At 35.8% G+C, this 23692-nt stretch carries 19 protein-coding genes; 13 read left to right on the forward strand and 6 right to left on the reverse strand.

The features are described 5' to 3' along the window. The first annotated feature begins 43 nt into the window (after nt 1-43). Nucleotides 44-889 (forward strand): DUF4349 domain-containing protein, encoded by an 846-nt coding sequence (locus tag CH364_RS00880; protein WP_100741754.1) that lies wholly within the window; start codon nt 44-46, stop codon nt 887-889. Nucleotides 890-951: 62 nt separating this feature from the next. Here the strand turns inward: CH364_RS00880 and CH364_RS00885 are convergent, their stop codons facing one another. Beyond that, a complete protein-coding gene (locus CH364_RS00885; protein ID WP_100741755.1) occupies nt 952-1410 on the reverse strand; it encodes a hypothetical protein in 459 nt (152 codons plus the stop codon). A gap of 182 nt (nt 1411-1592) precedes the next feature. On the opposite strand from CH364_RS00885, the gene CH364_RS00890 reads away from it, so the two are divergent. The 5 genes from CH364_RS00890 to creD all read left to right on the forward strand — a co-directional run bounded on the left by CH364_RS00890 (nt 1593) and on the right by creD (nt 9037). Beyond that, complete coding sequence (locus tag CH364_RS00890) at nt 1593-3587, forward strand: methyl-accepting chemotaxis protein (protein ID WP_100741756.1); 1995 nt, start codon at nt 1593-1595, stop codon at nt 3585-3587. 64 nt (nt 3588-3651) lie between these two features. Continuing rightward, on the forward strand, nt 3652-5514 hold the full coding sequence (locus CH364_RS00895; RefSeq protein WP_100741757.1) for a gamma-glutamyltransferase family protein: 1863 nt from the start codon (nt 3652-3654) through the stop codon (nt 5512-5514). A 10-nt stretch (nt 5515-5524) separates the two neighbouring features. After that, nucleotides 5525-6193: a response regulator gene (locus CH364_RS00900; protein ID WP_100741758.1), complete on the forward strand. Its 669-nt coding sequence runs from the start codon at nt 5525-5527 to the stop codon at nt 6191-6193. 43 nt (nt 6194-6236) lie between these two features. Next, nucleotides 6237-7634, forward strand: a complete 1398-nt coding sequence (creC, locus tag CH364_RS00905; RefSeq protein WP_341476393.1) for a two-component system sensor histidine kinase CreC — start codon at nt 6237-6239, stop codon at nt 7632-7634. 74 nt (nt 7635-7708) lie between these two features. Further along, complete coding sequence (gene creD / locus CH364_RS00910) at nt 7709-9037, forward strand: cell envelope integrity protein CreD (protein ID WP_100741760.1); 1329 nt, start codon at nt 7709-7711, stop codon at nt 9035-9037. 108 nt (nt 9038-9145) lie between these two features. On the opposite strand, the gene CH364_RS00915 is transcribed toward creD, so the two are convergent. From CH364_RS00915 to lsa14, 4 genes are read right to left on the reverse strand one after another with little or no spacing between them, the layout of a single operon-like run. Then, nucleotides 9146-10150, reverse strand: coding sequence for a hypothetical protein (locus CH364_RS00915; protein ID WP_100741761.1), 1005 nt, complete (start codon nt 10148-10150; stop codon nt 9146-9148). Between the two features lie 3 nt (nt 10151-10153). Next, nucleotides 10154-10489 carry a TRL domain-containing protein gene (locus tag CH364_RS00920; RefSeq protein ID WP_100741762.1) on the reverse strand — a complete coding sequence of 112 codons (336 nt, stop codon included), beginning with the start codon at nt 10487-10489 and terminating at the stop codon, nt 10154-10156. A 2-nt stretch (nt 10490-10491) separates the two neighbouring features. Beyond that, nucleotides 10492-10809, reverse strand: coding sequence for a TRL-like family protein (locus CH364_RS00925; protein ID WP_100741763.1), 318 nt, complete (start codon nt 10807-10809; stop codon nt 10492-10494). A gap of 13 nt (nt 10810-10822) precedes the next feature. Further along, complete coding sequence (lsa14, locus tag CH364_RS00930) at nt 10823-11212, reverse strand: adhesin Lsa14 (protein WP_100741764.1); 390 nt, start codon at nt 11210-11212, stop codon at nt 10823-10825. Between the two features lie 623 nt (nt 11213-11835). Here lsa14 and CH364_RS18875 point away from each other — a divergent pair. Next, nucleotides 11836-13389 carry a methyl-accepting chemotaxis protein gene (locus tag CH364_RS18875; protein ID WP_100741766.1) on the forward strand — a complete coding sequence of 518 codons (1554 nt, stop codon included), beginning with the start codon at nt 11836-11838 and terminating at the stop codon, nt 13387-13389. Nucleotides 13390-13533: 144 nt separating this feature from the next. After that, a complete protein-coding gene (gene omp85, locus CH364_RS00945) occupies nt 13534-15057 on the forward strand; it encodes an Omp85 family outer membrane protein (protein ID WP_100741767.1) in 1524 nt (507 codons plus the stop codon). 2 nt (nt 15058-15059) lie between these two features. Here omp85 and CH364_RS00950 read toward each other — a convergent pair whose 3' ends face one another. Beyond that, entirely contained in the window at nt 15060-15863 is an 804-nt protein-coding gene (locus CH364_RS00950; RefSeq protein ID WP_100741768.1) for a helix-turn-helix domain-containing protein, read from the reverse strand. A 78-nt stretch (nt 15864-15941) separates the two neighbouring features. On the opposite strand from CH364_RS00950, the gene CH364_RS00955 reads away from it, so the two are divergent. From CH364_RS00955 to CH364_RS00975, 5 genes are all read left to right on the forward strand, one after another. Next, nucleotides 15942-16391 carry an SRPBCC family protein gene (locus CH364_RS00955; protein ID WP_100741769.1) on the forward strand — a complete coding sequence of 150 codons (450 nt, stop codon included), beginning with the start codon at nt 15942-15944 and terminating at the stop codon, nt 16389-16391. Between the two features lie 45 nt (nt 16392-16436). After that, nucleotides 16437-16853, forward strand: coding sequence for an SRPBCC family protein (locus CH364_RS00960; RefSeq protein WP_100741770.1), 417 nt, complete (start codon nt 16437-16439; stop codon nt 16851-16853). A gap of 45 nt (nt 16854-16898) precedes the next feature. Next, nucleotides 16899-19637, forward strand: coding sequence for an MASE1 domain-containing protein (locus CH364_RS00965; protein WP_100741771.1), 2739 nt, complete (start codon nt 16899-16901; stop codon nt 19635-19637). A gap of 455 nt (nt 19638-20092) precedes the next feature. After that, complete coding sequence (locus tag CH364_RS00970; protein WP_100741772.1) at nt 20093-21064, forward strand: ribonucleotide-diphosphate reductase subunit beta; 972 nt, start codon at nt 20093-20095, stop codon at nt 21062-21064. A gap of 24 nt (nt 21065-21088) precedes the next feature. Then, nucleotides 21089-23473: a ribonucleoside-diphosphate reductase subunit alpha gene (locus CH364_RS00975; RefSeq protein ID WP_100741773.1), complete on the forward strand. Its 2385-nt coding sequence runs from the start codon at nt 21089-21091 to the stop codon at nt 23471-23473. The last annotated feature ends 219 nt before the right edge of the window (nt 23474-23692 follow it).

The following is a 23692-nucleotide window of genomic DNA, read 5'->3' on the forward strand; positions in this document are numbered from 1 at the left end:
TAGAAACAAGTAGGGATCTTTTGTGAAAAAATTTTTTAAATTGATGGTCTTCATTCTTTTTGCCTTCCTTCTGCAATGTGGCAGAGAATCAAACAGCGAATCTACCGCATCAGTCGAAGCGGAAAAACGTTCTATGGACATGCCTATGGAAAAAAAATTGGCTGCCAGTTCCTCTCGCATCGACGATGGCGTAGAACAACCGTCAGTTGAGAATCAACTCGGGCAAGTATTTATACCAATTCAAAATAGTACAGAGCGATTGCTCGAATACCAAGTCCAATTAAGTTACCAAACTCAGGACTTGATTAAAACGAGAAAAGATATCCTTGGTTTTATTTCAAAGTATGGTTATATTGAAAGTAGTTCCGCTGTGAATACGGATTCACCTTATATGAATTTAAGCATTCATATAAAATCTGAAAAATTATATGAAGCATTGATTGAATTGGATACGTATGGAGTGTTACTCAGCGAAGATATATCGACTGTGGATCACACAGAAGGAATGGTTTGGCAAAAGATAAAATCAAACCGTGAAAAAATTCGTTTAACAAGGCGAACCAATGCAAACAACCAAACATCGGCAAATTCTAAAAATTGGCAGGCGATTGAAGAAGCAGTTACCGATAGCGAAAATAATTTGGACACTGCAGAACACGAGATTTGGAAAATAAAAGATAAGGTGAAATGGGCCACGTTGAGTATCAATTTTACAAGTCCAATTCCTCCGGATAGAATTCAAGTTCCTTTATATCGAAATGCATTTGTAGGCATTCTTAATGTATTTTTAGAATTAACCTATTATTTGGTTTGGATGGTACCTTTTCTTTTATTGGTTATCGTTTGTTATTTCCCAATCAAGAAGATATACAAACAGTTTAAAAAATAAATATATTTAGATAGGAATGAAACCAAATGTTTGATTCCTATCTTTTTTATGATTAGTTGTTTTCAATTTGCGGAAATCGAATAACTCCTTATCCAAGTTTCCGATTTATTTGGATCATCATAAAAATGTTCCGATGGTTTTCCAAATCGACTTTCATACTCATTGATTTTATAACTATCGTGATGGCAATGCACTGCTGCCAGACATTCAATTCCATTTTCAAATGTTAGTTTTAAATCTTTTGCTTCTTCAAACAAGTCAAGGTATCCAATCCGCCAATTGTATTTGCTTAAGAGTAGCGGGATGATATCTCGGTAAGCTTTGTGAGCAGAAACAGAGATGGGGTTGAGTCCGTGTAAATTAACAAAGATTTTGAATTTGGTTCCCGCAGGTATGGTGGCGAACGTTGTTTCTAAACTTTGTTTCCATTCCGTTACTTCTGCTTCTGAGATGGCACCAGAGAAGCGCGTGACCACAAGGTCAGATTCCTTTTCCCATTTGGTATATATTTCGTTTTTCATATTTCTTGGACTTTGAGGAGTAATCCCTAGGTCTCAAAAAAAGGGTTTTTCCTTAGAATCATTCTAGGTAGATTGCAAAAAAACAGCGGTTTCAAATTCTTACCTAAAAGCCTGAGATTGAGTTTTTTAAGAATATTTTGATATTCTTAACCTCCTTCAAAATAAAAAAACAAGGAAATTATATGCAGCGTAATTCTATAAAATTCATATTACTACTGAGTGGTGCTTCCATTCTTTTTATCATCAGTTGTTCTGTTGGAGCTGTAGCATATTACTTTGGACAACAAAAGATAAAAGAAGCTTATCTTGGTCAAATGCATGGAATAGTAGGTGTTGTTGGCCAGGAAATCGACGATTTTTTTGTTAACCATGTCAATGTCATTAAAACCGTAGCAAATGACAGAAGAACTATTGATTCCATTAAAACAGGAAAACCAATCGCACAAACATATTTTAAAGAATTGAATGATCGTTATGCGGTATATGAAAATATATACACTCATACTTATGATAATGATCCTCGAGTTGTTGCCGATGCTACTGGGCAAGCCATCGGATGGAAAATGAAACCAGAAGATATGGATCCTGAAGAACTAAAGGCTGGAAAAGAAAAAAGATATTTTATCGGGAAACCAATTTTAAATCCTCTCACTAACAATCCTGTAGTTACGATTACATACCCAGTTTATGATAATGGCAAATTGATTGGAAATGCAGGCATAGCTCTTTCACTTATGAACTTAACGGACAAAGTGATTAATAAAATTAAAATTGGTCGTGATGGTTATGTTGTAGTTTCTACAAAAGCTGGATTACTGATCGCTTTAAAAGAAAAAGCTCAAATTTTAAAATATGATTTATCTAAAGATGAATCGGGTTCGCGCATGTTATCTCTAAAAACCGGAGAAGTCCTTGAGTTTAAATATTTAGAACGAGACCATCTAGCCGTGAGCCATCAGCTCAATGATTGGGGAATGATCATTCTTGCAATCCAACCACAAGAAGAAATCAAGGAAGCCCTTTTAGAATTACTTGTTCTTATTGTAATTTCTTCTATCGTCATTGCTTTAATTTCTATTTGGTTATTGTATATATTACTTAGTAAACGGTTAAATCCATTGGAAGAGGTTAGTAACATTTTCAGAGAAATGTCCGAAGGAGATTTAACTTCTTCCATCAAAGTAGTCTATGATGACGAAATTGGAAGAATGGGCCAAGGCCTTAATACTTTTATATCTAGCTTAAGAAAATCTTTCGAAGAAATTCAAAGAATAACAATGGAACTTGCTTCGGCATCAGAACAGCTTACCTCTTCTTCAAATAATTTTGCAACTGGGGCACAGTCTACAGCTGCCTCCTCAGAGGAAATGTCAGCCACCATTGAAGAAATGTCAGCGGGAATGGATTATATTGCTGCTTCTACTGAAAGACAGTTTGGAAACTTCGCCAACTTCCATTCAAAAATTCGCGAACTATCAGAAAGCATCCGCAAAATTGGTTCTGAAATTGAAAGCACATTGAAATTAGCAGAATCCATTTCGAACCAAGCTAAAAAAGGTGAAGAATCCATCCAAGGAATGAGCCAAATGATTGAGAACATCCTTCATTCTTCGGGAGAGATGACGGCGATCATTCAAATCATCAATGAAATTTCTGACCAAACACAACTTTTGGCATTGAACGCTGCGATTGAAGCAGCAAGGGCAGGTGAAGCTGGAAGAGGGTTTGCCGTAGTTGCTGATGAGATTTCCAAACTCTCAGAAAAAACAGCTTCATCTATTAAATCGATCGGAACAATGATTACAAAAAACAATCGGGAGTTGGACTCAGGTGCCAATGCCATTCGTTCTTCAGCTGCAATGCTACACAGTATCATTCAAAATGTGGAAACAGTGAGTATAGCAATGAACAAATTGTATTCTGTTACTTCAGCACAAGAATCCATTAAACGAGAAGTAGACGAAGGTGCTGATCAAATGGGACAAGATGCTGAATCAATCAAACTTTCTACTAACGAACAGAAAAGAGCAGTTCGAGAAATTTCCGAAGTCATTATCCAAATCAACGAACACACGTTAAGTACTGCTTCGGGATCAGAAGAAATGTCTTCATCTGCACAAAATTTAGCATCCACCGCTGAGATTTTAAAAGGGATTACGGACCGATTTAAGTTATAAAAATGGTTCGACATAGAATCAAAATTTGCCATCATCTTGATCAAATGATGGTTTTGAGGGTTCTATGTTTCATTTTTTTAAAATTTTAATCTCATTTATTGCCTTTGTTTTTTTCTTTCAATGTTTAGGAAGTCGTAGACCCATTGTTCCTTCCTATGTAGACCCACAAGGAAGTTTAAGGGAAACGGCCGTTGGAAAAAAATATATGGTTTCTACCGGAAACCCACTCGCAACCAAAGCAGCTATCAAAGTTTTAGATGAAGGTGGGAATGCCGTTGATGCAGCAGTAGCCGCATTGTTAGTGTTAAACGTAACAAATGGTGAAGCAGCTAGTTTTCCATCTGTTGCACCTACTTTGGTTTATGACCAAAAAACAGGACAGGTCAAAAGTTATATTGGTGCAGGTACAGCTCCTAAAAAAGCAAATATAGAATGGTTTAAAGAAAACGGTTATGATGTGATGCCGAAAAATTCTATTTTGGCTCAGTTGTTACCTGCATCGCCAGATGTCATTGTAAGACTGTTACAAGATCATGGAACAAAATCTTTTTCTGAGTTAGTAAAACCGGCTATTGCAGTTGCAGAAGAAGGATTTCCTGCCAATCGAATTCTGGTGAAAAATTTAGATTTACCTCTCTACAAACGATTGGGTTTTACACTGATTATGCCTTATAATTCAGAAGTATATCTGGAAAAAAAATGGTGGTATGGAATAAGAGAAGGCGAACTTACAAAACGTTTGGATCTTGCAAAAACTTGGAAGTCTATGGCAAATGAAGAAGTTATATCTCTCAAAAAAGGAAAAACCAGAAAACAAGCGTTAGAATCTGTAAGAGATTATTTTTATAAAGGTCCAGTTGCCGATTCAATCGTTAAATTACATACTGAAAAAGGTGGACTCTTTACAAAAGAAGATTTGGCAAATTATTCTGGTGGCTGGGAAAAACCAATTTCTGGTGAGTATGGGGAATACCAAATTCTTTCTAACCAAACTTGGACGCAAGGTCCCGTGGTTCCAATGGTATTACAATTGTTAGATGGTGTGGATTTAAAATCAATGGGTCACAACTCACCGGAGTACATTCACACAGTTTCACAAGCAATCGAACTGGTAGTAGCAGATAGAGAAAGGTATTTTGGAGATCCAAAATTTGTGGATGTTCCTGTTGAAGGATTACTTTCCAAAAAATATGCGATGCTTCGACGTAAACTGTTACAGAAAGAAGCATTTGGGGCCACTCCTCCTAGCGGGAATCCTTGGTTGTTCTCATCTAAAAAACCTATCTCTATACAAACACCACCTAACGAAGTAAAGGATGTCTCTGTAGGTGAAATTAAATATGGAAAAGACACAACGTATTTAAGTATCGTTGATGTATCAGGAAATGCAGTTTCTCTGACTCCAAGTGACTTCCCTCAGTCACCAATGGTTCCCGGTACTGGGCTTACCTTAGGCATTCGAATGACTCAATTTCGGCTAGATCCAAATCACCCGTCTTCATTGGTTCCTGGCAAACGTCCAAGAATCACTCCCAATCCAGGTATGGTTCTGAAAAATGGAAAGTTATGGATGAGTTTTGGTACTCCTGGTGGAGATGTACAAAGCCAAGCTATGATTCAGTTTTTTTTGAATGTCATCGTCTTTGGCATGGATCCACAAAAGGCAGTAGAAGCACCTAGATTTCGTTCGGTGAACTGGCCGGATAGTTTTTCGCCTCACACGTATCGTCCGGGTGGAATTGAACTAGAAGAATCTTTATACAATTTAGTATCAGATTCATTAAAAGAAAAAGGATATAAAGTATATAAAAAAGGCCATTTGGATAATGATTTAGGTTCCGTATGTGCAGTGTTAAACGACACTAAAAATCATAAACTCATTGGCGTTGCTGATCCAAGGGAAGAGTCTTGGGCAGAAGGAAAATAATTACGAATCAATGGTAAAAATACTTCTTATAGAAGATGAACCTGGAATTCAAGAAACTATCCAAATTACATTGGAATCAGAAGGTTTTATTGTTTCTATAGCCTCCACTGGGAAACAAGGAATAGAAAGGATTTCAAACGAGGTTTCCCTGGTCATTCTCGACGTTGGTTTACCTGACCAAAATGGATTTGAAGTATTAAAGGAAATTCGAAAAAAATATGTAACTCCTGTTATATTTTTGACGGCACGAAATACCGAAATTGATAAAGTTTTGGGGCTCGAAATTGGCGCTGATGATTATATAGTCAAACCATTTAGCCCCAGGGAACTTTTGGCAAGGATTCGTGCTATTTTAAGAAGATCCACACAAACACAAAATCAAGATGATCACAAACTTAGAATTTCATTGGATAAGAAGTTGGTATATTTTAACGGAATCAATTTAAATCTTTCGCCTTACGAATACAAAACTTTGGAACTGTTTTTTAAGTGGCCTGGAAGAATTTTTACTAGAGAAGAAATTATGGACATTGTGTGGACAGAGCCGGAAGATAGTTTCGACCGCGCAGTGGATACTGTCATCAAGAACATCCGTGCAAGGTTCAAAGAATTGGAACCAAATTTTGACCCCATTGAAACAAGAAGGGGACAAGGTTATGGATTAAAGGAAAAAATATGAACCTTTGGATTCGCATTATTATTAGTTTTTTTTTATCCTAAGTATTGGTTTTTATTATTTAATCGATAAAACAGAAGATTCGATTCGACCTCGGTATATGGAGACTGTTGAGGAATCACTCAATGACACAGCTCATATTTTATCAGCCATTGTAGAGGAACGGTTGGATCAAAATCCAAAAGAAATTTTCCACTTCAGTGAATTCCTCCATTCCTTTTTTTCACCCGTCTTTAAAAATACTAACAAACGTTCATTTGAAGCTAAGATCTATTCGTTGTTAAAAACAAATACAGATATTCAAGTATATATTACCAATGGAAAAGGAATGGTGATTTTCGATTCTGAATCTTACAGGGAAGGCCTCGACTATTCAAAGTTTAATGATGTGTATTTAACACTTCAAGGTAAGTATGGGGCCAGATCAAGTAAACTGCTAGATACAGAAGGGGAAGGTGCATTGTTTGTGGCTTCTCCCATTCGATTTAAAAATCAAGTTGTTGGTGTGCTCACAGTCATTAAACCTAAAACAGGTGTGATTCCATTTATTGAAGAAGCAAAAAGAAAGTTTTGGCGAATATCTTTACTGGTTGCTTCATCAATTGCTATCCTTTTCAGTTTGCTTGCTTATTTGAGTTTTCGTCCAATTTTACGCCTCTCGAAGTATGTCAGTTCTTTACGGAAAAAAGAAAAGGTGGTATTTCCAAAAATTGGAATTCGTGAAATTAATGAACTTGGAAAAGAAGTAGATTTGTTGGTCGAAGAAATTGAAGGAAAAAAATATATAGAATCTTATGTGCAAACCCTGACTCATGAGATCAAAAGTCCTCTTTCCTCCATTTTGGCATCTGTTGAACTTTTATTATCACATCCAAATGAATCAGTACGACTCACCAAGAACATTCATGAAGAAGCAAAACGAATTCAGAATCTCATTGAGCAGATGTTAGAGCTTTCATCCTTGGAAGGAAATAAATCTATTTCAATTGAAGACAAAGTGTTGTTATATGATCTAACTTTGGAAGTGATCGCCAGTTTTAAATCTGAAGTAGAATGGAAATCCATTCAAATTATCATAGAATGTGAAAATAAACATTTAGAAATGCAAGGAAATCGAAACTATTTGTATTTAACCATTGAAAACTTAATTAGAAATTCGATCGACTTTGCCAATGAAAAAGATTCTATTCTGATTCGCATTGAAGAATCTGATCATTCAGTGAATCTTACTGTAATGGATGAGGGGCACCTCATTCCGGATTTTGCATTGGAACGAATCACAGAAAAGTTTTATTCCTTACCTCGTCCTACCAACAATCGAAAAAGTTCTGGATTGGGCTTAAGCATTGTCAGTCAGGTTGTAGATTTACATGGTGGAAAATTAAAGGTAAAAAATCGAAATCCTCGTGGTGTGGAGGTTTCAATTCTGTTTCCAAAAAAATAGGTCCTCACAGAATCCTCACATTTCGATCATAAAAGACTCACGAAAAAACCTTATCTTAATGATAGGAGTTTTTTATGAGCAAATTACAAACATCAGTCAATCTTCGTTTGGCCATCCTTGGTGGAATGGTTTTATTATTTATCATCCCACTTGTGATGATTGGTTCTTTAATAGAGGAAAGAAGTGCATCTAGAAACCAAGCTGTAGTGGAAGTAGGCGAAAAATGGGGATCAAATCAAACTATTGTGGGTCCTATTTTGATGGTTCCTTATAACTTAAGGATTCCGAAATCAGGTTCCACAAAGGAAAAAGATAAGTGGGACTATATTACTGATTATGCATATTTTTTACCTGATGAATTGGATTCTGTCGTTGAGATGAAATCAGAACTTCGCAAAAGAAGTATCTATGAAATTCCGTTATACACAAGTAAGATGAAACTTTCTGGTAAATTTTCACCAATGTACTCTTCTGATTTTCCTTTGGACACAACGTATATTTATTGGGATGATGTAAGAGTCATTTTTTCTGTATCTGATATGAAAGGGCTTGGAAGTGAAATAAAATTAATTTGGGCTGGAAAAGATAAAAAGTTTTTACCTGGAACCCGATCTTCTTCTCTACCTACTGGACTCAATGCCTCTGTATCCATTCCAGAAGCTGGTAATTCCATTCCATTTGAAATTCAATTAGAGATCAAAGGATCAGAAACATTTTCAGTTGTTCCCATTGGTAAAAAATCCAAATTAGTGATGAATTCAGATTGGAAAGATCCATCTTTTAATGGAAACTTTTTACCAAAAGATCGTTCGATCCAAGATGATGGTTTTTCTGCCGTTTGGGAGACTTCTTACTTTGTTAGATCTTATCCACAAGTAATCCATTCTATGGATGAATCGATATTGAATGCCATTATGAATTCTGCTTATGGTGTGAATTTGGTGATTCCGGTGGATCATTATTTAAAAATGGAACGTTCGGTTAAGTATGGGTTACTTTTTATTGTAACAAGTTTTGCCTTATTTTTTCTTATGGAAGTGTTTGGCGGAGTTTTGTTACATCCCATCCAATACATTCTGATTGGATCAGCTATGGTTTTGTTTTATATTTTAAATTTATCGTTTTCGGAGCACTTTGGATTTTTGATAGCCTATCTTTTGTCTAGTTTGGCTGTGACTGGACTCATCGGATATTATGCCATCAGTGTTTTAAAAAATAAAAAGAAAGGACTAATCACTGCTTCTTATTATTTAGTTTTGTATTTATTTTTATACGTGATTTTGGCTTCCGAAGAACAAGCATTACTTCTGGGTTCTTTGGCACTGTTTTTGGTTCTTTCCGCTGTGATGCATTTTACTCGCAAGGTGGATTGGTATCAGTTTGGGATTAAAACGGAAAGTTAATTGAAAACGAACTTACAGAAGAAGGTAAAATCGAAATGTTCTTAAAGTTTAATTAGTGAAGAAAGGAACCTAACAGGAGACAAATTTCCTGTTAGGTTCCTTTAGAAATTATTCTCCGAAACTTTTTGAAAATTCTAAAGTGAAATTCATAGAACCATACTCAAATTTTTGTTTTTGAGAACCTTCTATTGCAGAATAAAGCATTGATGATTCAATGTTACCCGTATATATAAAGTAATTTTTATACTTCATTGTGTATCTTTCTACAGTGTAACCCCACTTTGTTGCAAACCAAGAAGAAAATCGGAACACAAAATCCAAAGTTGTTTTTTCTCCAGTATAACCAACGCTACCATTAGAAGCTTCTAAGTAGGGAATCACATTACTGATATTTGCTACCCGATATGAATCGATTATCAATGTGGATCTGACATCGTTTCCTGAAAGATTATAGAATTGTTTTCCGAAATGGATTTCAAACCAGCGTAGTGGTTTAATTTCTATATGAAGTCCAGGTACTATACCTTTCACATTCATGTTGAACTCTCTGTTTATAGCTGATAACAAAGAAACAGAAGTTGTATAGTTAATAAATCCAAAATCAAAGGTACCATAGTTCTTTCTTGTGATTTGGTCGATATCTACCTGTCGTAAACTTACACCAATATTTAGGTGAGGTGTTAACGGATGAAAGTAAGCAACTCCTAAGCTGGAACTTTTCTCTTTGAATTGTAACTTTCTAAAATCATCGTTTGGTATCTCGTTAACCAGCGTACGACTTTCCCTAAATATCCGGAATTTGTCCATGTAACGGTATTCAATATCAAACTGTCTTGAAGTTCCTTCATTGGCGTCCTTTAATTTACCAAATTGAGATAGGTTATTTACAGTGTATGAACCGAGGGCAAGCCCTGTGTATATCTCATTTTTTACATAATCCATTCCTGGAAAATATAATCCTCCATAGCCAACGTTACCACGAATATACACTCGGTGTTTGTCTGGTTGTATCACTTCAGGCAATTCGTGAGTGGAGTCATAGTCTTTGGCAAGTAGGCTGCCAAAAGATAAAAACACCACCCCCAATGTTAGGATGATTTTTTTATGGAACACGGTCTATTCCCCCCAAACAATTACGCATTCGCGATAAAAGAGTCCGAATGGCAAAATCGTTAAAGATTCTCTATCAACGACAGCTATCTTTTTGATCCCTGCATATTGTGCAGCTTCCTCAATAGAGTTTCCTGCTCCGTAATAGAAAATGTTTATGATCAAACCAGAAAGACTACAAGATTTTCCTGATTTTTCGACTTTAGCAGAAGTTACCATATTACCAACAGCATCCCCGTTTAGATGTTGGGTGGTGTTGGAGAATAGGTAACCTGGAAGTGGAGTGGTCACACAGTTTGTAAAAAGGGCCAAACTAAAAATTGAAAGTAAAAGGTATTTCATGATTATTCTCCAGATACAATTGTACAGTAGTTACGGAATAAACCGGTAAGGACAGATAAAGAAGAGTGGTCAATAGTTGCAATTTTGCTGATTCCGTTTTTGTTTGCGACAGATCCAGCACCAGCATCACCAACGCTGAAAAGATAAAGGATAGTAAACTGGCAACCTTTTCCTTCTTTCGTTGACTTCACATTGTTTTCTGGGTTAAACGTACCCGCAAATTTAGTTGAGTTAAAAAGAAATCCATGCGTTGGTCCAATAGCACAATTTGCGAATAAAAACACACTTAATAGAGAGATAAATACTAATTTCATTTTCATTGGGAAACTCCGATTATGATCCTTTAACAACAACACATACTCTGTGGTAAATGTAACCCGCTATGATTCCGAGTTGTTCATAATCCAAATATGCCACTTTTGTAATGTTTCCATTTTTCTTTGCTGTTTCGATGGATGAGTCACCGAAGGCGAACAAGTATAGAACGGAATGGCTACAACCTCTTCCTTCAGAAGTTCCTTCTGCGTTGAGTCCGAGTGGCCCAGGAACATAGGTTTTGTGGAAGAAAAGTCCACCTTTGTAAAGAGTGGAAGCCGTTGCGTATTCCCTAGTTGGGTTAGTGTTAGCACTTGACACATAACTAGCGTGGAATGAAGTACCCGTGCAGTTTTGTGTTAGTAATATGAATGTGAGTGAGATGCCAAAGAAAATGCTCTTTTTCACATGATTCTCCTGATCATTTTTTTAACAGTTGTAAAATAATGCCTGTTTTGCGTCAACCGTCTTGGCAATTTTAAATTAAATACTAACAGGTGATTCTTGGTAATTTAGAGAAAAAACTATGTTTTAATAATATATTATTTGAATGTTGTTTTTTTTGGCCTAATGAATGTCTTGTGGTGAAAAGTTTATTGCATAAATGTATTTTTTTCTTAACAAATTTTAAAAATTCTAAATCCTAATTTCATTGGATTACAAAGACATCGCTAATACTTTGCAAATGATTTTTTGACTCAAATTTGATAGGGGCAGTTCCCGAAACTGGATTGGAAATCAATGCTCCAGTCTTTTGAAAGGTTCTAATCGATTCTTCTAGCGATAGGGAAAAATTTTGTAATTCTATCTGTTTCGCTTCGTCTCATAGCTTCAAGGTGAACTAGGTTCAGGTATTTTGCCCAACGAAATGAAGGAAGGACGCTGGCTGGTTCTGGATTTGCCATTCGGCGGAAATTAGGGACAAAACCTTGGTTTTCCGAACTCTTGTTGGGTTTTAGGACGTTTCTTGCCAATCGGTCCTGATTTAAAAGTATGACCTAAATCTATACCCTTTCCAAAGAAGGTACTGTTTGTTTGCTAAATTTTTTGCCCCAAAGAAAGCCATGACGATTTCCGATGATCTTTTTACGGAAGTGATGTTACGAAACAACAAACGGATGTTTCTATCATTTCTGTCGATCCTTGCACTCGCCAACGTAGCTACACTTTCCATTAAACTTGCGGGAAAAGGATCTGATTATCTGACCTACCAAAGCATACTCATCGAGTTTGTTCTGGCAACATCCATACTGGTCATTGGTTTTTTACTTTCTTCAAAATTGAAAACTCACTGGTCTTCAAGTTATATATCCATCACTGGAGTTACGTTGTGTTTGTTAGTATTTCAATATGAAATTTATGGGGCAACAGAACTTGCCGCAACATTTTATATTTCATTTGTTTTAAGTGTATTATACTTTAACCGTAATGCTTCGATTTATAACTTCATTTTAATCATTATTTCTGAAATTGTTTTGTTTGTTTTGCGACCAGAGTTAATTCCTGGTGGCCCTAAAAGTAATATCATTGTTAGATTTCTAATTTTTGTTTGGGTCGGGATTGGTGCGACTGTTGGGGCAACAGCAACAAGAACTCTCTTAAACTTAGCAGTTGAAAAACAAAAAGAAGCCAAAAAAGCTTTAGACAATTTGTTGAATATGGCAAAAACCATTCTCAATACAATTGATTTGATGAAACAACAGATTAAAAACCAGGATACAATCTCCGATGAATTAAAACATATTTCGGAACACCAAGCAACTTCTCTTTCTGAAATTTCAACTTCATTACAAGAACTATCTTCCAAAGCCGACTCAAACAACAAGATCGCAAAATCATTGTATAACGAATCAGAAGTATCCATCCAATCTGTGAATGATTTAAAAGCCATTAACGAAACTGTACAAACAGGAACAGGTAGGATTTATAAAAACTTAGATGTTGTTATGGGATATTCATCTGACACTTCAGAACACATTCATCTTTCCATTAATAAGTTCAATATCCTCCAAGAAAAAAGTACGGAGATTTCTGATTTTGTCTCTGTGATCAATGACATTGCAGATAAAGTAAACTTGTTATCTTTAAATGCTGCCATTGAAGCCGCAAGAGCAGGCGAACATGGACGAGGTTTTGCTGTTGTTGCTGAAGAAATATCAAAGTTAGCTGATGCCACGACTAGAAACTCCAAAGAAATTTCTAAAATCATCCAAGAGAATCTTTCATTGATTGGTGAAAGTAGTGAACTGATCAACAGATCCTCAGAAATGATGGGTAAGTTGGATACGGCAATTGGTATCATCAAAAATGAAATCACCGGAGTTGGTTCAAAAATCGTGGAGATTGACAAAGCGATTGAAACCATCGACAATCTAAACACCAGAATTTACGAAACCAGCAAAACCATCGAAAATTCTACAAACTTCCAAAAGATTGCAACCGAAGAGTCCACAAAAATCACTGCCAGCATTTCTGAATATGCGACCAACATAGTCGAAATTTCCAAACAAATATCGGAAAGTAGCAAATCTACCGGAGAGATCATTGTTCAGCTGGATACAATGGCAAAGGAAATGACTAATTAAGGATCATTTTGTCCGTTTCTTCTCTTTTGGCCTGGTAAGAGTCGGGACTTTGTTCAGGTTTCAAAAAGTGAGTGGAAATTCATTTTTTGTTGACTGATTCTATTGTGCAGGTATTGTCCATGGTTTGTGTACACTCGCACAACTATGAACCGATCTAGTAGCCTTGTTCTTTTTTCCTGTTTGGTTTTGGCATCCATTGCCATTCCAAATTCTCTTTCAGCACAAGAATATATACCCAGTGCTGGTTGTGAAAAAGACCCTCCGCCAAAAAACCTTCCCTTTCCCATGGATCCGACAAAACAACTTTGTAAAAAGGATATAGAGGACAAACGGGAAGGTTGGTACCCAACTGGGCTCCCTCTCGTAAACTCTGATCCTAACGAAGGGATTGGGTATGGTGTCCGCGCTTATTTGTATGATAATGGAAAAAAAACCGATCCATTATATTATTATACTCCATATCGGATGCGTGTCTTTGGACAATACTTTAACACAAATAAAAATGCCCAATACCATCAAGTAAGTTTGGACATGCCCTTCATTGGCGACACACAATGGAGGTTACGTGCTGATTTGTTTCTAACCATCACACCGACCACTCTCTATTTTGGAATTGGTGAAGAAAGTATGAAGCCACTTTCTTATTTGGATAGAAACCAACAAGATGGAAGGCATATCATAAACGCAAGTTATATGGACCAAGAAAACAACTTGGCTTATTATCGCCCGGGAAATAGTTCAGATCCCGTTAGTCTTGGCGGGAAAACTTATTCCGGATTTCCACCGGCCCCAGGATTTGTTGTAACAGATAAAATGTACAACCGTTATACGATTGAAACCCCGATGGCAACAACCAGTACGGAACGTTCCTTTGTAGGTGGAACTGTACGTCTTGTTGCGGGTTTAAAATTTTCAAACAACATCGTCAGAACGTATGATGGAAAATTAGCACGCGGTGTGGATCCACTTCTTGGTGGTGAACATACTGCAGATGTTCCCAACGGAAAAACTCGTCTTACGGAAGACTATGAAGGAAAAAAAATAATTGGATATAATGGTGGTTATGTAAATGCTCTTCGTGTTGGACTCGTTTATGACACAAGAGATTTTGAACCTGATCCAAATTCTGGAATTTTTGCAGAAGCAACTTATGAAAAACATACAAAGTCTATTGGATCTGATTACAATTATCAAAAATACTTTGCTCAAACCAAGTTGTTTTGGAGTCCTTTCCCTAAGGTGTTTGATAAGTTAGTCATTGCCAATCGATTTGGATTGGGTGTAACCGATGGGGAAGCACCTTTTTATGAATATAGAAACATGTGGGGAACGGAAGGACTTGTGGGAGGACTTGGAGGTTTAAGAACCATTCGAGGTTTTAAACAAGATCGATTTGTGGGACGGGCCATGGGTTGGGGTAACACAGAAGTTCGATGGAAATTTGCGGAAGCCAAATTTGGAGACGAATTTTTTGCCTTTAACTTAGTTCCTTTTTTTGATTATGGTCGTGTTTGGGACGATGAACATAAGTTAGGTTGGAAAGGATATGCTTATTCTCGAGGGATCGGATTACGCATTGCTTGGAACCAAGCAACCATCATCATGATCGATTATGCAAAGTCGAGAGAAGATGAACAGTTGTTTGTAAATTTCAGCCATGTTTTTTAAAATTAAAGGATGGTTTTCAAGTATTCCTCTGGGCTATGACCAATGGTTTTCTTAAAATCTTTTATAAAATGCGCCTGATCATAGTAACCTAATTCCAAAGCCATTTCCGCATAGTGGATTGTTTTTTCTTTTTCAATTCGTTCTGCTACTTCTTGTATACGAAATCTTTGGATCACCCACTTGGGGCTCACTCCCACATAGTCACGAAACAGTCTTTGTAAATTCCTAAGGTTCATCGATGTAAGTTTAACAATTTGGTCTACGGATTGTATCCCTCGATCCTCTTTGATAGTATCTATGATTCCATTGATGAAGGTGATTTTTGGATCTGGCTTGGTTAGATTTTTTTCTAACCAAGTCTCAACCAATTCAACACGACTGGTTTCTTCTTCTAAGTTAAAAATTTTATTTTCTAGAGTCAAAATTTCGTCATTTGCGAGAATTGAAAGTGGCATTTTTTTGTCAGTGAGAAGTGAGACAGATTTATTATAAAAAGGATAAAATGCTCCTGGCCTAAATTTGATTCCAAACACAGAACCTTTTCCTTGTAATAAGGTAGAAAATCTACCTTTGGTGACTCCGAAGATTTTTGAATTTTCTCTTTCAAATACAATATGAATGCTTGGATAGGGGAGAGTTTCAGCAAGGTAAGGGTCACTGTTTGTTAAATCCCAACTAACAGTCCAATAGTGCTCAATAAAAAAATCTAATTTTTCACTAGCAAAAAATCGATTGTGTTTTGCTACCAGATCGGCTTTGGATTGCCTTAAAACTCCTCTTGCTGGTTTTCCTTTTTCCCTGACCATACCACTTATTTATTGTTTTGTCGTGTTTTTACAATCCAAATCTTTATTTTTCTGGTATGTTATCTTTCGAGGAAAACAATGAATACAATCAATCAATTGAATCACAACTTAAGTTTACGTCTTACCAAATCTATACATTCTAGTTTAGAAAGAGTTTGGGAAATTCTCACTTCACCCAAATACATTAAAGAATATTTATACGGCACCGATACAATTTCGGAATGGAAAGAGGGAAGTTCTCTTACATTCAAAGGAATATGGGAAGGAACACCATACGAAGAAAAAGGTATCATTCTTAAATTCCAACCTTCTCATACATTCAAATATTCTTATTTTACTGCTTTTTTTGAATTACCAGACAATCCTGAAAACTACTCGATCATTGAAAATAATCTAACAGAAGCAAATGGAATTGTGACAATCCAATTAATTCAAACTGGATTCACTTCTGAAGAAAAATTAAAACATTCTGAAAGTAGTTGGAACCAATGTCTGGATATCATAAAAGAAATTGCTGAAAAGGGATAAGAAAATGCTTTTCAATTAAAAGCTAAATCGATAGTATTTTCCGATATGAATTCCGACCAAATTATAGTTCAATCAACGATTAACGCAGAAGTTAAAAAAGTTTGGGAAAATTACACCAACCCACAACACATCATCCACTGGAACTTTGCTTCTGATGATTGGCAATGCCCTTGGGCAAAAAATGATTTAAAAGTTGGTGGCAAATACAGTGCAAGAATGGAAGCAAAAGACGGAAGTTTTGGTTTTGAATTTGAAGCCATTTATGACCAAGTTGCAGATCAAAAATTGATTAGTTACACCATGGAAGATGGCAGAAAAGCAAGTGTTGCGTTTGAATCTTTGGGAAGTCAAACAGAAGTAACTATAAAGTTTGACGCTGAAAATCAAAATCCAATTGAGATGCAAAGGGGTGGATGGCAAGCCATACTTGATAACTTTAAAAAGTATGTAGAGTCCAATTAACTTTATTTTTTACATTTTCTTTCAATTTTCATCGTCTTTAAGTGTATGAGCCCCTTGAATGTCTTTACCAGAAATTTCATTCGGGAAATAAGCCTGCAGAATCTGGTTTTTGGGATCTATTTATTTGCAGGAAAACTAAGCTTAAATCTTTCTTCCATCGATGGATACAGCACGCCTGTGTGGCCACCAGCAGGTTTGGCACTTGGGTTTGCTTTATTATTTGGTAAACGAATTTGGCCGGCTCTGTTTCTCGGAGCCTATTTTACTAACACAAACCATCTTCCTACATCGGAAAATTTGATTCAGTTTCTGATATCAAATCCGCAAAACATAACAATTTCATTTGGAAATTCTTTAGCTGCCATTCTTGGAGCTTATTTTTTAAAGAAATATTCAAATCCAAATTTAAATATCTTTCAAGCACATGAGATATTAATCTTTTTTATTTTTGCTGGTCCTGTAAACGCACTCATTTCATCGATCATTGGAAGTTTGTCTTTATACTATTTCAAAATTATCTATTTTGAATTTTTATTTCAAACATGGCTTACTTGGTGGATGGGAGATTCGATAGGAATCATCATTTTTACTCCTTTAATGATTTTGATATGTAAATGGTATCGTGGTGAAGAAAAACTACTAAGACTTTTGATATTTGCTTCTGCTACAATGAGTACCTTTATTTTTACCTTATCAATATTTTTTGTTACGAGAAATTGGGAAAAAGAATTTATTAAGCATAGAATCAAATCAGATGGACAAATTATCTCCACAGGAATTGAAAATCAATTTTTAGAAACACTAAGAGTTGTAAAATCCTTGGGTGCATTTTTGACACTCACTGAAAATTTGAATCGTCAAAACTTTGATCGATTTTCAAAAACTATTATAGAAGATGCTGTTGGTGTATCAGCATTGTCTTGGGATCCTCTCATCCGCAATTCTTCACGTCTAGATAGTGAAAGAAAATTAAAAATAGATTATCCAGAATCAAAGGGGATCTATGAAAAAAAAGAGGATAGAAGTTTTCCTGCACAGGAAAAATCCGATTATGTATTCATTCGATATATTTTTCCATATTCTGAAAACAAACAAGCCATTGGATTTAATTTATTATCTGATTCCACAAGAGAAGAAGCTTTGTTTAGTGCTGCAGAAAGAAAAGGAATCGAAATCACAGGAAAAATTAACTTAGTTCAGAATGTAGAAAACAATTTGGGATTTTTAATTTTTTATCCAGTGACTCGAATGAATCGAGAATTTGGATATGCTGTGGCAGCAGTTCGTATCGCAACCATTGTCAACAATGCAGCTATCGGGAATGACCAAAACCATCTATGTATTAGAATTGAAGAAGTTCACGAAGCCAATCATATTGAGATATTTTCCAAAGACTGCTCCAATACTGACGAAAAGATTTTTTCTGAATTTTCATATGAACATCCAATTACAATTGGTTCCCATGTTTTGAATATCAAAACCATTGCCACAAAAAAATACTTTCAATTGAATTTAACAAATGCTTCTCGATTTCTTTTGATTGTATCTTCATTGTTAACCGGCCTACTTGGAATTTTGATACTCATCATTATGGGTAAAGAAAAAAGTATCCAAGACATAGTTGAAAAAAGAACTTTTGAATTAGAAAAAGCAAATCGTGTAAAATCTGAATTTTTAGCAAACATGAGTCATGAAATCCGAACTCCAATGAATGGTGTGTTGGGAATGTTGACACTACTTGAGCAAACAAATATAGATTTTGAACAAAAAGACTATTTAGATAACGCGAAAAAATCTGTGTTATCGCTTTTGACAATCATCAATGATATTTTAGATGTTTCGAAACTAGAAAATAAAAAATTAGAAATTTTTCCAAAACCTACAGATATAAATAAATTATGTAAGGATGTGGTGCAGTTGTTTTTGGCAGATGCACTCAAAAAGAATTTAGAATTTCATATCAATGTTTCTGATTTAGATTCTGACACACATATATTGGTTGATGAAAACAGGTTACGCCAAATATTGATTAACCTAATTGCAAATGCCCTGAAGTTTACATTTGTTGGTTCCGTTTGTCTAAATGTTTCTTTAAGTAGTGATCGAAAATTTCTTATATTTACAGTTAAAGATACAGGTATAGGAATCTCTGATGAGGATATCTCAAAATTGTTCAATCGTTTTGTCCAACTAGAAGATTCGCGCACTAAAAAATTTGAAGGTTCTGGCCTTGGTTTATATATTTCAAAACAACTAGTAAACTTAATGGGAGGTGAAATAGAAGTTCATAGTCATTTAAATGAAGGTTCTAGTTTTCAATTTTCAATTCCGTTTGAAAAAACAGACCAAAGAGAAAATACCGAAGATCAAAATAATTCAAAGTCGATTAGTTCCGATAAAAAATATCACATCCTTGTTGCAGAAGATAACTTATTAAACCAAAAGTTTATTCTAAAAATATTTCAGAAAGAGAGTATTGAAGTCAGTGTTGCATCAAACGGTGTCGAAGTAATACAATTGTTAGATGATTCTCTTGGCCATTTGGAAAATAGATTTGATATCATTCTTATGGACATTCAAATGCCAGTTTTGGATGGAATGGAAGCAACCAAAATCATTCGCAAACGTGACGATTCTTACCGTGATATTCCGATCATTGCCATTACAGCAAATAGTATGGATTCACAATTAAAAGAGTATTTGGAAAATGGAATGAATGGATATGTAAAAAAACCAATCATTCTTTCTGAACTTTTGACAACGATTTATAAAAATTTAAAATAAAGCCAAGACCTCCGTTTGGTCCTCAAAAACTCACAAAACTTTCCAATTCATTTTTTAAAAGTACTTTTGATTTATTCCATTGACAAAATATGTCTCATTCGGTTTATTTAGATTCTATTCCGGGAGGAATGAGGTGAAATTCCTCAACTGACGGCGCAACCGTAAATTCTTATCCAAATGGATAGGGAAAGTCGGATCTTCCCACATATGAATCGCCCGTAAACGATCATCTGTACCGAAATTTTTTTTCAGGGCCCCGGACTATTGCTACCGGGATACCCACACCTTCTTCTAAACAAGTTGTAGTGTTCCGGGTCGATGAGATTTGGCCGTGGAAAATAAACATCCATTCCAGTCTTTACCAACAAATTTATGTTTGTTGGTGATATATGTAATACTTCCTTTGGCAAAGGATACATATACAAATATAAAAATTGAAAACCTGGAGTTGTTGGATGGATTACCAATCAGAAGTTTTGTTAAAAGAAAATAAGGATCGATTTGTGATCCTTCCCATCAAGTTTCCTAAAATTTGGGAAATGTATAAAAAACAACAAGCATCCTTTTGGACTGCAGAAGAAATTGATTTGAGTAGTGATTTAGATGATTGGAATTCTTTATCAAACAACGAACGATTTTTTTTAAGTAATGTTTTGGCATTTTTTGCAGCAAGTGACGGGATCGTAAACGAAAACTTAGCAGTTAACTTTATGCGTGAGGTTCAACTTCCTGAAGTTAGGTGTTTTTATGGATTCCAAATCATGATGGAAAATATCCATTCCGAGACCTATTCTCTTTTAATTGATACGTACATCAAAGATCCAAAAGAAAAAAATAGATTATTCCATTCTATAGAAACAATACCTGCCGTTCAAAAAAAATCTGAATGGGCCTTACGTTGGATTGGTGAAGGAAATTTTGCGGAACGTCTTCTTGCTTTTGCAGCTGTAGAAGGAATTTTTTTCAGTGGGAGTTTTTGTGCCATTTTTTGGATGAAAAAACGTGGTCTTTTGCCCGGACTTAGTTTTTCAAACGAACTGATTAGTCGTGATGAAGCTTTACACTGCGAGTTTGCTTGTATTCTTTTTAAAATGATAAAAGAAAAACCAAGTGCTGAACGTGTGTATGAAATTTTTACAGATGCCGTAAATATTGAAAAGGAATTCATCACCGAATCTTTGTCAGTGGATTTGATTGGAATGAATGCAAAACTAATGCAACAATACATTGAGTTTGTAGCTGACCGTTGGCTGATTGAACTTGGATTTGAAAAACTTTATTATTCCGCCAATCCTTTTGATTTTATGGAAATGATCTCTTTACAAGGGAAAACTAATTTTTTTGAAAAACGTGTAGGTGATTACCAAAAGGCAGGTGTTCTGAATTCGGAACAAGGGTTTACATTTTCTCTGAATGAAGACTTTTAAATTTTAATATAAGGAAATAATACTATGTTTGTACTCAAAAGAAATGGAAAAACTGAATCAGTAAAATTTGATAAAGTCACAGCTCGGATTGAAAAGTTATCTTATGGCCTTAGTCGTTTGGTTAGCCCCATCGATGTAGCCAAAAAAGTCATCGAAGGAATTTATGATGGAGTTAGCACTTCCGAACTGGACAATTTAGCCGCCGAAATTGCAGCCTCCCTTACCACCAAACATCCTGACTATGCACTTCTAGCCAGTCGTATTGCTGTAAGTAACCTACACAAAAACACAACTAAATCTTTTTCTGAAACCATGGAACGGTTATATTCCTACATCGATCCAAAAACCAATAAACAAATGCCTTTGATTGCAGATGATGTTTGGGAGACTATAAAAAAACATTCAGAACTTTTGGATAGTTCCATTATCTATGATAGAGACTTTGGATTTGATTATTTTGGATTCCGCACTTTAGAAAAATCCTATTTGTTGAAGCTAGATGGAAAAATTGTAGAACGCCCGCAACATATGTACATGCGCGTCGCACTCGGAATCCATAAACATCGAATTGATGATGTAATTAAAACTTATCATTTGATGAGCGAACGTTGGTTTACTCATGCCACACCTACACTTTTTAATGCAGGAACTCCTAAACCGCAAATGAGCAGCTGTTTTCTTTTGACCATGAAAGACGACAGTATCGATGGAATTTATGATACTCTCAAACAAACTGCAAAAATTTCACAAAGTGCCGGTGGAATTGGTTTGTCCATTCATAACATTCGCGCCACAGGTTCTTATATTGGTGGTACCAATGGAACTAGTAACGGAATTATTCCCATGTTACGTGTATTTAACGATACTGCGCGTTATGTAGACCAAGGGGGTGGAAAACGAAAAGGTGCCTTTGCAATCTATTTGGAACCTTGGCACGCCGATATCTTTCCTTTTTTGGAATTAAAGAAAAACCATGGCAAAGAAGAAATGCGGGCTCGTGATTTATTTTTTGCTCTTTGGATTTCCGATCTATTTATGAAACGAGTGGAAGAGGGTGGTGACTGGAGTTTGTTTTGTCCAAACGAAGCACCGGGACTTTCTGATGTGTATGGAGAAGAATTTGTTTCCTTGTATGAACAATATGAAAGAGAAGGGCGAGCCAGAACCAAAATCAAAGCCCAAGACCTTTGGTTTGCTATCGTTGAATCTCAAATTGAAACAGGAACACCTTATTTATTGTACAAAGATGCGGCCAATGCAAAAAGTAATCAGAAAAATCTGGGAACCATAAAAAGTAGCAATCTTTGTACAGAGATTTTAGAATTCACAAGCCCTGAGGAAGTTGCGGTTTGTAATTTAGCATCTGTCGCCTTGCCAAAGTTTGTTGCCGATGATAAATTTTTATTTGATAAACTTTATGAGATTGTCTACCAAATGACAGTAAATTTAAATCGTATCATCGATGAAAATTATTACCCAGTTCCGGAAGCCAAAAATTCAAATTTGAAACATCGTCCGATTGGGATTGGTGTCCAAGGCCTTGCCGATGTTTTTATCCTCCTTCGTATGGCGTTTGAAAGTGAAGAGGCAAAAAAACTCAATGTCGAGATTTTTGAGACCATTTATTTTGCATCCATGACTGCGAGTAAAGACATTGCTAAAGAAGAAGGAAGTTATCCCAGTTTCGTTGGTTCCCCTCTTTCCCAAGGAATTTTCCAATTTGATTTATGGAATGTAAAACCAACAGGACGTTGGGATTTCGAATCACTACGAAAAGAAGTGGTTCAATTTGGAACAAGGAATTCTCTCCTTGTGGCGCCAATGCCCACAGCTTCCACTTCGCAAATTTTGGGGAATAATGAATGTTTTGAACCATATACTTCGAATATTTATTCCCGACGTGTTCTCAGTGGAGAGTTTATCATTGTCAATAAACATTTGTTACATGATTTGATTGAACTAGGGCTTTGGAATTCAGATATGAAAAATCAAATCATTGCTGCAGGTGGTAGCATCCAATCCATTCCTTCGATTCCCGATTCTATCAAAGAAATTTATAAAACTGTTTGGGAAATGAAACAAAGATCACTCATTGATATGGCAAGGGATCGTGGTGCTTTTATCTGCCAGTCTCAGTCTTTGAATTTATTTGTAGAAAGTCCTACTGTTGCCAAACTCACTTCTATGCATTTTTACGCTTGGAAACAAGGTTTAAAAACTGGTATGTATTATTTACGAACCAAAGCTGCATCGCAGGCCATCCAATTCACTATAGATAAAGGAAAGGAAGAAATTCCACTGGGAAAAGAAGTCCAGTCGTCTTTATCAGCTAACAAAAACGAGGTGAATCCTGAATTTGTAGGGGAAACTTGTTCGATGGAAGAAGGTTGTCTCGTTTGCGGAAGTTAACGAATCAAATTTAGAAGTTCGATTGATTTAATGTTTAGAAGTTAGATTTTAGGCCTAACTTCTAAACTGAATTTCAGATTACAGTAAATCCATATAGTTCAAGTAAAATCGTAGATTTAAGCGTTATGTTTATTTTTTGGGCGCCTCGAATCTCTCCTGAAAGAATCATTTTTTTCTGTCACGACCGGGCTTTCCGTTCCAATCTCCGCTTTCGCTTCG

This window comes from Leptospira harrisiae, from assembly GCF_002811945.1.
Lineage (GTDB): Bacteria > Spirochaetota > Leptospiria > Leptospirales > Leptospiraceae > Leptospira_A > Leptospira_A harrisiae.

What these genes read in the sequence shown, in the direction of transcription:
- CH364_RS00880 (WP_100741754.1), top strand. Translation starts at nt 44, where the DNA reads ATGGTCTTCATTCTTTTTGCCTTCCTTCTGCAATGTGGCAGAGAATCA.
- CH364_RS00885 (WP_100741755.1), bottom strand. Translation starts at nt 1,410, where the DNA reads ATGAAAAACGAAATATATACCAAATGGGAAAAGGAATCTGACCTTGTG.
- CH364_RS00890 (WP_100741756.1), top strand. Translation starts at nt 1,593, where the DNA reads ATGCAGCGTAATTCTATAAAATTCATATTACTACTGAGTGGTGCTTCC.
- CH364_RS00895 (WP_100741757.1), top strand. Translation starts at nt 3,652, where the DNA reads ATGTTTCATTTTTTTAAAATTTTAATCTCATTTATTGCCTTTGTTTTT.
- CH364_RS00900 (WP_100741758.1), top strand. Translation starts at nt 5,525, where the DNA reads ATGGTAAAAATACTTCTTATAGAAGATGAACCTGGAATTCAAGAAACT.
- creD (WP_100741760.1), top strand. Translation starts at nt 7,709, where the DNA reads ATGAGCAAATTACAAACATCAGTCAATCTTCGTTTGGCCATCCTTGGT.
- CH364_RS00920 (WP_100741762.1), bottom strand. Translation starts at nt 10,489, where the DNA reads ATGAAATACCTTTTACTTTCAATTTTTAGTTTGGCCCTTTTTACAAAC.
- CH364_RS00925 (WP_100741763.1), bottom strand. Translation starts at nt 10,809, where the DNA reads ATGAAAATGAAATTAGTATTTATCTCTCTATTAAGTGTGTTTTTATTC.
- omp85 (WP_100741767.1), top strand. Translation starts at nt 13,534, where the DNA reads ATGAACCGATCTAGTAGCCTTGTTCTTTTTTCCTGTTTGGTTTTGGCA.
- CH364_RS00950 (WP_100741768.1), bottom strand. Translation starts at nt 15,863, where the DNA reads ATGGTCAGGGAAAAAGGAAAACCAGCAAGAGGAGTTTTAAGGCAATCC.
- CH364_RS00955 (WP_100741769.1), top strand. Translation starts at nt 15,942, where the DNA reads ATGAATACAATCAATCAATTGAATCACAACTTAAGTTTACGTCTTACC.
- CH364_RS00960 (WP_100741770.1), top strand. Translation starts at nt 16,437, where the DNA reads ATGAATTCCGACCAAATTATAGTTCAATCAACGATTAACGCAGAAGTT.
- CH364_RS00965 (WP_100741771.1), top strand. Translation starts at nt 16,899, where the DNA reads ATGAGCCCCTTGAATGTCTTTACCAGAAATTTCATTCGGGAAATAAGC.
- CH364_RS00970 (WP_100741772.1), top strand. Translation starts at nt 20,093, where the DNA reads ATGGATTACCAATCAGAAGTTTTGTTAAAAGAAAATAAGGATCGATTT.
- CH364_RS00975 (WP_100741773.1), top strand. Translation starts at nt 21,089, where the DNA reads ATGTTTGTACTCAAAAGAAATGGAAAAACTGAATCAGTAAAATTTGAT.